10 protein-coding genes and 1 pseudogene are annotated in these 12,420 nt (G+C 49.6%); 1 reads left to right on the forward strand and 10 read right to left on the reverse strand.

Annotated features, from left to right (window positions below; genetic code table 11):
• Window positions 1-10: 10 nt before the first annotated feature.
• The 6 genes from ACLU9Q_RS08375 to ACLU9Q_RS08400 form a co-directional block, all read right to left on the reverse strand.
• Window positions 11-592 carry a hypothetical protein gene (locus tag ACLU9Q_RS08375; protein ID WP_296833333.1) on the reverse strand — a complete coding sequence of 194 codons (582 nt, stop codon included), beginning with the start codon at window positions 590-592 and terminating at the stop codon, window positions 11-13.
• A 94-nt stretch (window positions 593-686) separates the two neighbouring features.
• Window positions 687-2,132, reverse strand: coding sequence for a family 43 glycosylhydrolase (locus ACLU9Q_RS08380; RefSeq protein ID WP_302592332.1), 1,446 nt, complete (start codon window positions 2,130-2,132; stop codon window positions 687-689).
• A gap of 85 nt (window positions 2,133-2,217) precedes the next feature.
• A complete protein-coding gene (locus ACLU9Q_RS08385; RefSeq protein WP_302592331.1) occupies window positions 2,218-3,549 on the reverse strand; it encodes an ATP-binding protein in 1,332 nt (443 codons plus the stop codon).
• Entirely contained in the window at window positions 3,546-4,259 is a 714-nt protein-coding gene (locus ACLU9Q_RS08390; protein ID WP_412625009.1) for a LytR/AlgR family response regulator transcription factor, read from the reverse strand. The genes ACLU9Q_RS08385 and ACLU9Q_RS08390 overlap by 4 nt, the downstream gene beginning before the upstream one ends.
• 167 nt (window positions 4,260-4,426) lie before the next feature.
• Window positions 4,427-5,515: an ATP-binding protein gene (locus tag ACLU9Q_RS08395; protein ID WP_412625010.1), complete on the reverse strand. Its 1,089-nt coding sequence runs from the start codon at window positions 5,513-5,515 to the stop codon at window positions 4,427-4,429.
• A gap of 193 nt (window positions 5,516-5,708) precedes the next feature.
• The gene (locus tag ACLU9Q_RS08400; protein ID WP_296833350.1) at window positions 5,709-6,434 is read right to left on the reverse strand and encodes a LytR/AlgR family response regulator transcription factor; all 726 of its coding nucleotides are present in this window, start codon (window positions 6,432-6,434) and stop codon (window positions 5,709-5,711) included.
• Window positions 6,435-6,943: 509 nt separating this feature from the next.
• Here ACLU9Q_RS08400 and ACLU9Q_RS08405 point away from each other — a divergent pair.
• Window positions 6,944-7,537, forward strand: a complete 594-nt coding sequence (locus ACLU9Q_RS08405; RefSeq protein WP_302592326.1) for a glycerol-3-phosphate acyltransferase — start codon at window positions 6,944-6,946, stop codon at window positions 7,535-7,537.
• A gap of 52 nt (window positions 7,538-7,589) precedes the next feature.
• Here the strand turns inward: ACLU9Q_RS08405 and ACLU9Q_RS08410 are convergent, their stop codons facing one another.
• The 4 genes and pseudogenes from ACLU9Q_RS08410 to ACLU9Q_RS08425 form a co-directional block, all read right to left on the reverse strand.
• The gene (locus ACLU9Q_RS08410; protein WP_302592324.1) at window positions 7,590-9,245 is read right to left on the reverse strand and encodes an acyl-CoA dehydratase activase; all 1,656 of its coding nucleotides are present in this window, start codon (window positions 9,243-9,245) and stop codon (window positions 7,590-7,592) included.
• Complete coding sequence (locus tag ACLU9Q_RS08415) at window positions 9,242-10,522, reverse strand: 2-hydroxyacyl-CoA dehydratase subunit D (RefSeq protein ID WP_302592323.1); 1,281 nt, start codon at window positions 10,520-10,522, stop codon at window positions 9,242-9,244. Before ACLU9Q_RS08415 ends, ACLU9Q_RS08410 begins: the two co-directional genes overlap by 4 nt.
• Window positions 10,523-10,881: 359 nt before the next feature.
• Window positions 10,882-11,499, reverse strand: coding sequence for a TetR/AcrR family transcriptional regulator (locus ACLU9Q_RS08420; protein ID WP_302592321.1), 618 nt, complete (start codon window positions 11,497-11,499; stop codon window positions 10,882-10,884).
• Between the two features lie 178 nt (window positions 11,500-11,677).
• Window positions 11,678-12,382: pseudogene (locus ACLU9Q_RS08425) on the reverse strand (ABC transporter ATP-binding protein); the annotation flags it as partial.
• Between the last annotated feature and the right edge of the window lie 38 nt (window positions 12,383-12,420).

Consider the following 12,420-nt stretch of genomic DNA (forward strand, 5'->3'; position numbering starts at 1 on the left):
TCCCCATTTTTTATTTCTGTTTAAAAATCAGCTTCATGATCGGGTAAAATACCCAGAAGGAAATCGCACAGTTGATGATCATTGTGACGATATCCGCCAGCGTCGTGCCGGTGCCGCTTCCCATCCGTTCTATCAGGAACCGGTACAGCGGCGCTTTATAGACGCCCTGCAGAGCCGCCGCGCCGATGGTAATGATGACATATGCCAATACGTACCACGCCGCTGCCTTCCAGACATTTCCCGTCGCCTTAAAGGTCACTTTTCTCTGTGTGACAAAATTAATTACCTGGGCAATCGCCATTGTCAGCTCCACCGCCGCAAAGTAGGCGAGACCGCCGCCTCCGCCCTCCGCGATGGACCCGGACGCATAGTCGAAGATGTAATAGGGCGTCCCGTTTACATTCTGCCCTACCTGCAGCACCTGGAAATTCACATCCACCATAGAGGTCATTCCGAATATCCATTTAAAAAACGGCATCAGGATAAGCTGCAGCACTGTCACGCCATTGCAGACGATGAAAAACATCAGAAACTGCGCGATGCCCGGATGCCGGCTGTCAAAAGACCGCCAGGCTGTTTTTACGCTCTCCATAGTTCACCCCCTCTTTACCAATTCATGTTTTACGGGTTCCAATGTCATGTTTTTTCACGCAAGCGTGAAACACATGACCTTTGAACCCTGGGCATCATATTAATTCCAGTTCCAGGAAATCCAGCGCGCCCTCGCCGCGGAAACGGAAATACAGGGCGCTCACGCCGTCCTCCGTCGCTGCGGTTTCGGAGAAGCGGTGCCAGTCGTTTGTGCGCACCAGAACCGGTATGCTGCAGATCAGCTTCTCAAATCCCTCGTCCGCGGCAACCTCCATGCAGCCTTCCGCGTTTCCACGCACATGAACCGCAATCTGCTCCAGACGCCACAGGGAAAAGTATTTAAATCCTGCCACGGCGCCGTCCCGCATATTTGCAATATACTGGCGCGCTGTTTTGTCGCCGTCCTTTTCATCCTGCGTAAAATACGGATGAGCCTTCAGCCTTTTTGCCGGACTGCTCCCGTCGTATCTTCCGCAGCCTTCCGCCGACCACAGATTGCAGGCGATTCTTGCGCCATAGACGCCTCTTCCGCGCAGGGGAACACCGTTCAGGCCGCAGCTTGTCATCTCCGCCTGCGCAAAACCGCCGTCCGGAAGTCTCTGCAGACGCTCCGCGCATGCCTGCCTCGCATAGGAACTGCGGTTTGTCTGCCGGTGATAGAAAATATAAAATTCCTCTCCGATCCGCAGCATCCCGCCGTGCGTGTTACCGAGATAATTGCGCGCGCTGCGCTCATCCTCCCGCCCGTCCAGAAAGACATCCCCGTTGCTTACCAGCGTGCCCCCGAAGGCAAAGCCACCGGTCGGACGGTCGCTCACCGCATAACAGAGCTCATGATTATGCCTGGAAGAGTAGACGAAATAGTATTTTCCGTCATACTTCCGCATGGAGCTTGCCTCAAAAAACTCATGGTCTTTGAAGGATCCTTCCCCTTCCTTCGGAAAAAGCAGCGTCTCCGACACCTTAATCGTTACCATATCGCGCTCCAGCTCCAGCACGTACCCGCCCTCAAAACGCAGCTTCCTGCCGCCAGTCACAATAGATGGAACCGGGGTATAAAATCCCGAATAGAGATAGATTCTTCCGTCTTCATCCACGAAAACAGCCGGATCAAATGGAAAAGAATCCCCCTTCCTGCGTCCCCATATTGTGCCGTCGGCATAGTGGACATGCCCGTAATATGCGTATGGTCCCTGCGGCCTGTCACTCACTGCAACCCCCATGATTCCCATAAAATCAAAGGCATAATAAAGATAGTACCTGCCGTCCGGTCCCGCCGTCACATCCGGAGCAAACAGAAGGCGTAAACCCAGTCTGTTTTTCGGATCCTGGTTCTTCCTGTAGATAACGCCCTCATACCGCCAGTCGCTCAAATCCTCAACCGGAGCCGACCAGCAGACGTAATCATTCATGCAGAACATCGGCGCCCCAAAGCGGTCATGCGAACCGTACACGTAAACGCGATCTCCGAAAACGTACGGCTCTCCGTCCGGTATGTATTCATATTCCGGAAGATATGGATTCACTGCCTGTCTTTTCACATTATCCCTCCCCTCTTTTTTGGTTTCTGGGAGTATCTTACCATACATTTTCCGACGTGAACCGCGCGTTGCATAATCGGTATTTTTATTTCCCAAGCGGCAGCATCACCTTTAAAATAAACCACTGTTCCTCCACCGCCGCCATCATGGACCCGCCATATTTCTGCGCCAGATAACGGATGCTTTTCAGCCCGAAGCCATGCTCGTCGCGGCCTCCCTTTGTCGTTACCGGAAGTCCGTTGGCAAACCGCAGGCTCTCCTCCAGATAATTTTCCACGCGGATCAGCACAAACTGGTTCATTTCCGATACAGAAAGGTGGATCAGACGTTTTTCCTCCGGCTCAATAAACAGCTCGCACTCGATCGCATTATCCAGCGCATTGCCAAAAATCGTGCAGAGATCCATCACAGAAATTCCCTCCAGCAGCCTCCCGTCTGCCACGCAGGTCAGCGTAATTTTATGCTGCGCGCAATACATGCCCTTTCCGGTAAGAATCGTATCCAACACACTATTTCCAGTCTTATACTGCATCTCATAATCCCGGATCTCACGCTCCAGCTCATCCAGATACGCGTTCTTTTTCTCCTGATTCTCTTCGCTGCGCAAAACTGCTATCTGATGCTTCAGATCATGATATTTCCGGTTGATCATATCAATGTTCTCGCGCGACTGCTTATACTGTGCATACTGTGTCTTTAAAACCGTATACACAGATTCCAGTTCAAGCTGTACGTGATGCTCGCTGCACTGACGCTGATAGGCAAGAAAGATCGCAAAACCTCCCACGCCGGTCATAGTGCGGATATGAAACGCCTCCTTCGCAAGAGAGGTGCTGAACGGCGTGTCCGAAAAAATATAGCTTAAATTGCTCAGCGCAAAGGTAATCGCGGCGATCAGAACAGAGGTGAGCATTTCCCGCATTGTAATCTCCGTCCACTGATGACTCCTTGCGCTCTGAAACCAGTAAACGCCCGCAAAAAGAGCGCCGTACACTGCCAGCATGAAAAACACGGACGCCGTATTTCCTGCAAAGACTCCGCCCTCCGCCGCAAAAAAGTAATAGAGCTGCCATTCCAGCGCCGCCGCCACCTCCGCAAGCATAAACGAGAACGCCAGCCAGTAACCCGCCGCCGTCCGCCCCATGTTGCAGCAGCCTGTGATCATGCTATACATCACAAAAGTCGCAGCAAGCATTCCCGGGATCCAGAATATCACGTTAATCACGCCAAGCGCATGCTGCAGAAGTAAAAGTAACGCCAGCGCGCCCAGGCAGATTGCCGCTTCCCTTTTTTCCGGACGCAGCGGCAGATGATGCTCCCGGCGGTACAGGCAGATGCAGACCACGCAGGACAGCCACTCTGCAATCGCTGTATAGGCTTTGGGGATATCCGGCACCATACCGATCACGCCGCTCATTTCATCGCCTCCCCCATATACGCCACCAGCGCCTTTTTCAGGTCGCTCTTTTTCGCCCGGCTGACCGGAATGTTCTTATCGCCAAGCAGGACGTCGTCCTTTTCAATTCCGGTGACAAAACGCAGATTTATTAAGTAACATTTGTTGCAGCGAAAAAAATTAGCACTGCCAAGCTCCTTTTCCAGCTTTCCGATACTGGCAGTCGTCGATTCATACTGCGCGTCCTTTGTGTGGTAGGTAAGGCGGTGCCCCTGGCTCTCCACCCAGTAAAGCTGAGACGCCGGGATTTTATAAACGCCGTTCTTTGTGTTTATCGCAACATAATGCTCCTCCCGCTTTTTCATCCGTCCCATTGCACGCCTGATCCTCTGGCTGAACGCAAAGTACGAAATCGGCTTCAGCACATAATCAAGGGCATCCACCGCATAGCCGCGGATCGCGTACTGCGCCATATTCGTGATAAAAATAATGATCACCCGCGAATCCTGCTTCCGGATCTGCTCAGCCGCCGCCATGCCGTCCATAAAGCGCATCTCAATATCCATCAGGATCAGATCAAACTGCCCGCGGTAATTTTCGACGATCTCATCCCCGTCAGAGTAAGCTGTCACCTGAAGCGGCTCCCGGTATTCCTCCTCGTATTTTTTCAAATACTCCCGCAGCCGTTTGGTGTAGCCAGGATCATCCTCCACAATCGCAACTGAAACCATAAGCATTCCCTCCGTTTCTTTTTATCTGGATTGTATCTGCCTCACACGTCTCCCGCAAGGTTCTCAGCTTAATCCGCAGTTTTCACAGCTTAATCGGCACAAAAAAAGAACCCCGCTTTGAGGTTCTCTCCTGATTTTATGAAATTTGTATCCATTTGTTTCCCGGCTCATGAAGCAGTACTCTGAACAGGAATCATAATATCCGTCAGAAAGATATCCGCCTCCGTCTGCATCTGCATATCCCCGCCATATTTTTCTGCAAGATAACGGATACTCTGCGTGCCATACCCATGATTCTGCCTGTCCTGCTTCGTCGTTTTTGGAATGCCGTCCTCAAAAATAACCGTATCCTGGTAATAGTTTTCCATATGGATAAAGCCCAGCCCGTTCTTTTCCGTGACGGTCATGGAAATGATCCGTTTATCCGGTTCGGCAAGCTTCCCCGCCGCCTCGATTCCGTTATCCAGAAGATTGCCAAACAGCGTGTAGATATCCTGCTCTTTCATAAACGACAGTATTTTTCCATCCGCAATGCAGGTAAACTCGATATTATTGCTTTGACACAGCAGATTTTTATTTGCAAGCACCACATCCAGCGTGCTGTTTCCCGTGTGAAAACCAGATTCGTATACATCCACTGCTGCACTGATCTCCTGCAGTTCTTCCCGGCTCACCAGTTCTGTCAGTCCTTCCAGATAATATTTTAAGTCGTGACACTTCCGGTTGATTACTTCCGTAACAGCCCTTTCCCGCTGATATTTTTCCTGTTCCTTATCAAGGAGCTGCCTTATCATCATTTGTTCCCTCCGGGCAGCGCTCTCACGGAATCTGCTCACACTTACGATCAGCGCAAGCACCGATATCATGATCGACATCAAATGCGTACAGATTATTAACGTCTCATTACCTGTTTCAAAATAAATGTCCACCATCTTCAGGCTGAGGACAATATCTGCCGAAATCACGAAAAAAGCAAGGATGACCAACACACTGTCTTCCCCCTGCATATCTTCATCATTATAAGTTCTTCCCCGCAATGCAAGAAAATAGCCTGCCAAAAATACCACTGCGATCGTAGCATATAGTATGATTTTCTGCTGCCATCCATCGGGAATGCCCAGAAGCAGACAGATAATGCTGTGGCTGCGCTGCGCAATGTGTTCCAGGCAGTAAGCCGCTGTCACACAATACAAGGCAGTAAGCGGGCGGCACTCAAACAGCAAAAGTGTCCATACAAAGGTAATGGCAAATGCCACCAGATACCCCGGCCACCCTCTGACAGTCCTTGCAAAAAATATTGTGCCCCAGCTAAACATCACTAATGTATACAACAATATTTTTAACCATAACATTGGCCTTTTTTTCAGATTATGGCCGGCACTCATCACTCCGATGCACATGCTGAGAAAGAAACCCAGGTCATCCCTAATAAAAGAAGCGATCCAATCTTCAAGCATTATTTTTTCCCGATAATCTTCCTATATAATAGCTATGGCACGCCTCCAGAAATTCCTGCTTGCGCAGCCTGCTGATAGGAAGTTCCTTTCCATCAATCATCACATATTGCCTGTCCACGCGCTCGATATGCCGGAAATTCACGATGTAGGAGCTTCCAAGGCGAAAAAACTCCTTTTCCGGCAGCAGATTTTCCACCTGTTTCAGCACGCCGTAGGTCTCATAATCGCCGTTTTCCGTGTGGTAGATAATATGATGTTTGTAAATTTCAATGTATTTGATGGAGGATGCCGAAATCCGGATGGAATACTCTTTCAGTTCCAGCATCACTTCATCCTCCCTCAGCTTTGCGCACTGCCGGATCGCCCGCTTCATTTTCAGCGCAAACGCCGGGTAGCGGATCGGCTTCACCATATAATCCAGGGCGTCCACCTCATATCCGTTTACCGCATACTGCATCAGATGCGTGATGAAAATCAGAACCACAAGCGGATCTTTTTCCCGCAGCTTTTTTGCAGCCTCCATACCGTTGCCGTCCGGCAGCTCGATATCCAAAAACACAATGTCATACTGGAAATGATAATTTTCCAGAAACGGCTCAAGCTCCGTAAACCACACAGGTCTGACCGATTCCTCATTCTCCGCGGAAAAACGCTCCAGAAACTCCGAGAGCCGCTTCGCGCTTGTCTTTGAATCCTCCACTATCGCTATACTCAACATTTTCCTACACAACCGCCCCAATGATCATTTTATCCCAAACAACGATTTCGTGAACGTCAATCTCCTTTATCTTAGCATGAATCAACGGGTTAGGCAAGCTGACGCAATTCCTTTTCTTCAACAGCCCTTTCCAGAGATATGGATATATTGGACATTCATTCAGAAGAATCGTCCATGTTTCCCTCCTGTTCTCATAAGGCTCTCCTCATTGTTGACAAACTCCTATATTCTGTTAAAATAATGTGAAACAACTGTATCAAATAAAAGCTTATCCAACAAGATATGGACATGAAATAAAAAAGTTTATATTGTATCAGAATATGGGGATACAATGGATTTGAATGAGACAGACTACTACATTTATAAGAATATATACAAAAGCTTTAAGTATTTTGGGGAATGTGGAAAAAAGAAGATGTGGGGAGTATTGCGGGGATGTTCTGTACAATGTGCGGCATTTCCTACATGGAATGGAAAAATATCAATATTTATGAATTAAGAGGTATTTTATGAAAATTATAATACTATCCTTAGTAATTGGATATCTATTTGGCAGCTTTTTAACCGCAGAAGCAGTATCTTATAAATATCTTGGAAAAAGCATACAGTCCGTCGGAACCGGCAATCCGGGAATGGCGAATGTAATGTCACAGATTGGGAAAAAACAAGGATTTCTCGTCCTTATCGGGGATATTTTAAAAATACTTATCGCGATGATTCTCGTGTGGATAATCACAGGGCAAACAAATACGGACCAGATTATTCTATATACTGGATTTGGTGGGATCCTCGGACATAATTACCCTTTTTGGCGGAAATTTCACGGCGGAAAGGGCGTAACTGTTACATGTACCTGGCTGATTGTATGGATGCCATTATGGGGAACTCTGTGCTGTCTGGCTGGCGGTATCATTACATTATTAACGGGATACCTGCCTCTTGGAGCTATTCTGATTCCTCTGATTGCTATACCATTTGCTTTTTGGCAAAAAGGTACTATTGGCGGATGTATTTTAATTCTGGCTTCTCTCATTATGCTCACAAAACACTATCACGGACTAATACGAATCATCCGGGGAAAAGAAACTAAGAAATTCCGATGAAATAAGGTATGTTCTGTACTTTCCCCCGTCATTTTAAACAAACCTCCCGCTCTCATCCCATCAGATCCGCCGCGAACAGTGCGGCTCCCAGAGCGCCGCACAGCTGGGCCTTATCATTGATGAGCAGCGCGGCTCCCAGCTTTTCCTCCAGCGTTTTGACGAGTCCCCGGTTTTTGGAGACGCCTCCCGTCATCATATAGGGAGCCTCTCCTCCCACGCGCTTTGCAAGAGCCGCGGTCTTAACAGCAACCGCCTTGTTCAGGCCGTGTACGATATCGTCCGTAGCTTTATTCTGTGCAATCAGGGACACAACCTCTGATTCCGCAAAAACGGTACACATGCTGGAGATCGTAATGTCCTCCCTGTAATCAAGTCCTTTAAGGCTCAGCTCCTCCAGGCTCATTTCCAGGGTACGCGCCATCATTTCCAGAAAGCGCCCTGTTCCCGCGGCACACTTGTCATTCATAACGAAATTCACCACGGCGCCGTTTTCATCGACCCGGATGACCTTGCTGTCCTGTCCGCCGATATCGATTACCGTGCGCACGGACGGGTCGAGATAATGCGCTCCGCGGGCATGGCAGGTGATTTCCGTGATGCTCTTATCGCCGTCCTGGATCGCCGTTCTCCCGTAACCCGTCGTCACCAGGGCGTCTATATCCTCCCGGACAAGACCCGCGCTCTTCAGCGCCTCCTCCAGCGCCCGCTCCGCGCCGATCGCCGCGCCTGCGCCCGTCGGCAGAATGATTCCCGTCACAATTTCCCTGTTTTTATCCAGAATGACAACGTCGGTGCTGGTAGAGCCGCTGTCAATTCCCGCCACATATCCTTTTCCCATGGTCTTTTCTTTTCCTTTCTTCAAATCCGGAGCCAGGCTTTCCGCGAATGCTTCCAGCCGGGTGGAAAGCTGACCGCTGCTCTGAATTGTATAATCCGATTCAATTTTTAAGATTGGTACAGCGGCATGATTTTTTATCTCCGCGTATTCAAAGCTGTAAAAATCGCAGAATTTTACTGTATGATAAATGATTCCCCGCAGGTCGGGGTCCTGGTAAAGCTGCTTTCGTCCCGTGCTGTCCATCATGCGCATACAGGGAAGCTGATGAAGAAGCTCTCCTGCATACCACTCCATGAGCGCGTCAAAATCCTCCGTCTCCGGCGGCGTCCCGCTTCCGGCAGAACGGTTATAAACGCAGGAATCATTTTCCACAGGAAACGGCATGGCTTTCTGTGTCATCTCAAAAAGCTCCGTTCCCATACGAGCCCCCAGCACGCTGATGTGGGGTTCCCTCTCCTTCTGCTGCGGCCGGAACGCGCGGCGGAACCTTTCCGCCTGAAAGGACGTGCCGCGATATTCCCCATAAGCCTTCGCCAGCGCCTTCAGCTGCCGCACCGTCCGCTCCCTGCTGCATTCGCTGTCGGAATGAAGCATGTCTATCATATAAAGAAAATCCAGCCTGCCGCTGCTCTCCAGCACATCACAGACACTGCGTATGGTATCGCAGCAGTTGACCAGGACGAGTTCCTTTACCTTTCCCTGCATAACCGCCTCCAGCAGCGCCTTTCCGAATCCGCAGAGGTTTGGATGGGCAATCTGGTCCGCCAGTTCGAAGCCTTGCGGCATTTCATTCATATTGACGCACTCCGCGCCGAGCGCCGTCAGCAATTCTATGGGCGTATATTTACAGACATAATACGTCTTGTTCATTTGCTTTTTCCCTCCTCAAGCATTTCCAGAAACGCTCCCAGTCTGGTAGCCGTCTGGCCTTCCCCTCCATGACTTCTGTCGCAGCCGTCGCCATCCAGAATCAAAAGAGGAATTCCCGCCTCCTCAAATTTTTTCTTCGCCAGCTGGGAGCCTCCCAGCGTGTGCTTACAGCCCCAGTGTCCAAACCACACGGCTCCATCCGCGCCCGCCTCCCTTGCATGACGGATTCCTGCCTCGATCCGGCGCAGTACGCCGCCGTTCAAGCTGTGGTAAACCATCCGTTCAGCCATAGCCTCATATGGTCTGTCCGGATTAAATTCTCTTCCCTCCAGATCAAAGGTCTGGAAAAGCTCGCAGCCGACAATCTGCGCATTTTCATTTAAAAGAAGCTCTTTTTTCACTGCGTCGGACCAGAAGGGAATCGTGTGCATCCAGTAAATTCTTTTTCCGTGCGCCTCCGGTGCAGCGCTGATGTCCCGAAGCAGCATTTCCGTATATTTTTCCTCCTCCGGGGTTCCCAGAAGAAGATGACTGGTCATACCACCGTAGAGCGGAGTGACCAGATCCGTGGGAACATACCGGTCCGCCCGTCTGAGCTGACACTGATGTATATTTTCCAGGGTAGCCCTGCTTCGTTTCAGACGCTCTTTAAGAGCGGATTCACTTATCTTTTTTCCCGTGTTTTCTTCCAGAAAAGCAGCCAGTTCTCTTAGCTGTTCTGCCACGTACCGCACGTTTTCTGCGTTCTGCTCGAAGGGAACGTCTATGGCAAAGGCGGGCACGTCGAACAGCTCCGCCAGATACCGGAAGGTAAGAAGATTCGCGTCGCAGACAAGATTCGTATATACGATGCATTTCGGTTTCGGCAGAATTCCTCTTTTTGCCGCGCCGATAAAGGTTTTATGATAGCTGCAGAGGGTTTCGGAAAGCCCCTCGTTTTCCGCCTGCTGAAGACAGGCCCTCTCCGCCTGGGAGCCGGAGAGGTAACAGGAAAAGCTTTCCACATTATACGGCCCAAGTCCCACCTCCTGCAAAAGCTCGCAGGGCGTAAATACGCTCACGATGGCGGATTCCTGCGGTCTCTGAAGCGGCCTCAGCATAGTATCCATCATCAGACGCGCCAGATACTGGTCTGCCGGCAGGAGCCGCTTATCCGGCGCAAACTGAAAACGCAGCCTTTGCGCTTTCCAGCCTGTTTTCAAAAGCCATCTGGCCATACCCTGACGGCTTTCGCTTAACTGCTCTACGCAGTGTCCAAATGTTTTTACAACTTCCATTTCCTAACTCCTTCTGGTCAGAAGGCTTATATGCCCTCCACCCTTTCGCACGCCATCTCCGATGCTCAGATCACATCACAAGGAAAGTACAGGTTCCCGGCATCAGCCGAACAACTCCTGCAATAAGACATCAACCGCTCATCGACACTTCGGATGATATTCGGACTGTCTGTTTTTAATTCCATAAAACGTGTCATACCAAAGCGAACCTTCTTCTGCAGCTTTCAGACACCCCTAAGCAGGATGCCAGCTCAGTATCTTTTTCTCTTATTCTACGACAACAGCCGAAAAAATGAACACAATAATTATACGCAATATTTGCCTTATTGACAACAATCAGTTTATTTTTAAAATTCTTCTTACTGGCCGCAAAGGGCCACAAAACCCGCATGATGATACCTGCACAGCATGGAAATGTATTTTTTCGCATCCTCACGGCTCATCTCATGACGCACTACCTCAAAAATCCCCTCAAAAAAGGACGTATAAACCATGTGATACAAATCTCTTGTCATTCCATTTTGAAGCTCCGGCGCACCCCCGGTCACCTCCATCCATTTCCATGTATATTCTTCTTCAATGGAAACCATCCAGTCCACAAAATTCTGGAACCTGGTTCCGTAGGAAGCATCCAGCAGCAGGCGAAAGGTGTTGAAATTATCATAGATGTAATCAACCATATGAAGCATCTCTCCTGCTGAATACTGCCCCACCTCCCGGCGCTGCGTCTCCGCATCAAAAGAATGAAATGTCTCCTGAATATTCTGGAACATCTCCTTCATCTCATTTACAACCGGCTCTACAATGGCAGAAAACAGCCCTTCCTTGTCCCCAAACCGCACATAAATGGAATTGGTGCTCGTCTCCGCTTTTTCTGCAATGGTGCGCAAAGAAGCGTCTGTATATCCTTTTTCTAAAAACTCTTCCATCGCGCATTCCAGGATCCTTTCCCGTACACCCTCCACACGTTTTCTCATGTTCTCACCCTTTTCAAAACATCGTTTCATAACTATGCTGTGAAACATATCACAGAATCATACACCTGTCAAGATAAATCTGAAATAATTTTCGTCCAACTATAAATCTGAAATAATTTTCGTCCAACAGAAAAACCGATGACCAGTTTGTAATCACTGATCATCGGCTCCATCCTTTTTATCCCCGGTTATTCCGGCCGCAGCTGTTTTCGCGGACATTCACAAAGCTGCGGTAGATTCCCTGTTCTTCCATCAATGTTTCATGGGTGCCGGATTGTGCGATCTTTCCGTCCGAGATTACGAGAATCTGGTCAGCATTTCGGATCGTATTCAGACGATGGGCGATCACTAACAATGTCTTGCCTTTTACCAGCTCATTAATCGCCTCCTGAATATAGCTTTCATTATCCATATCTACGCTTGCTGTCGCTTCATCCAGAATAACGATCGGCGCATCTTTCAAAATGCAGCGGGCGATAGAGATTCGCTGCTTTTCGCCGCCGGACAGGCTCTGGCCGCCCTCACCGATGACTGTCTGGAATCCGTCCGGCAGCGCCATGATAAAATCATAGCAGCGGGCTTTTTGGGCAGCCTCATAGACTTCTTCTTCGGCAGCGTCCGGTTTCCCCATGCTGATATTGTTGTAAATGGTATCCTGAAACAGATACACCCTCTGGAAAACCATGCTGATCTGTTCCATCAGTTCAGCGAGAGGCACATCCCGGATATCTGTCCCGCGGATTGTCACTTTGCTGGATTTCACATCCCAAAACCGCGCCAGAAGATTTGCAATCGTGGATTTGCCGCATCCGCTGCGGCCGCAGAACAGGACACATTTTCCATCGGCAATTTTCAGGCTGATCCCATGCAGACCGTCATGCTCCTGTCCCCTGCGGTCCAGCCCGTCCTCTGCACGGGGCA

Origin of the sequence: Marvinbryantia sp., from assembly GCF_047017445.1 — a bacterium.
Taxonomy (GTDB): Bacteria; Bacillota; Clostridia; order Lachnospirales; family Lachnospiraceae; genus Marvinbryantia.

What these genes read in the sequence shown, in the direction of transcription:
- ACLU9Q_RS08410 (WP_302592324.1), bottom strand. Translation starts at nt 9,245, where the DNA reads ATGAACAAGACGTATTATGTCTGTAAATATACGCCCATAGAATTGCTG.
- ACLU9Q_RS08375 (WP_296833333.1), bottom strand. Translation starts at nt 592, where the DNA reads ATGGAGAGCGTAAAAACAGCCTGGCGGTCTTTTGACAGCCGGCATCCG.
- ACLU9Q_RS08415 (WP_302592323.1), bottom strand. Translation starts at nt 10,522, where the DNA reads ATGGAAGTTGTAAAAACATTTGGACACTGCGTAGAGCAGTTAAGCGAA.
- ACLU9Q_RS08420 (WP_302592321.1), bottom strand. Translation starts at nt 11,499, where the DNA reads ATGAGAAAACGTGTGGAGGGTGTACGGGAAAGGATCCTGGAATGCGCG.
- ACLU9Q_RS08400 (WP_296833350.1), bottom strand. Translation starts at nt 6,434, where the DNA reads ATGTTGAGTATAGCGATAGTGGAGGATTCAAAGACAAGCGCGAAGCGG.
- ACLU9Q_RS08390 (WP_412625009.1), bottom strand. Translation starts at nt 4,259, where the DNA reads ATGGTTTCAGTTGCGATTGTGGAGGATGATCCTGGCTACACCAAACGG.
- ACLU9Q_RS08385 (WP_302592331.1), bottom strand. Translation starts at nt 3,549, where the DNA reads ATGAGCGGCGTGATCGGTATGGTGCCGGATATCCCCAAAGCCTATACA.
- ACLU9Q_RS08405 (WP_302592326.1), top strand. Translation starts at nt 6,944, where the DNA reads ATGAAAATTATAATACTATCCTTAGTAATTGGATATCTATTTGGCAGC.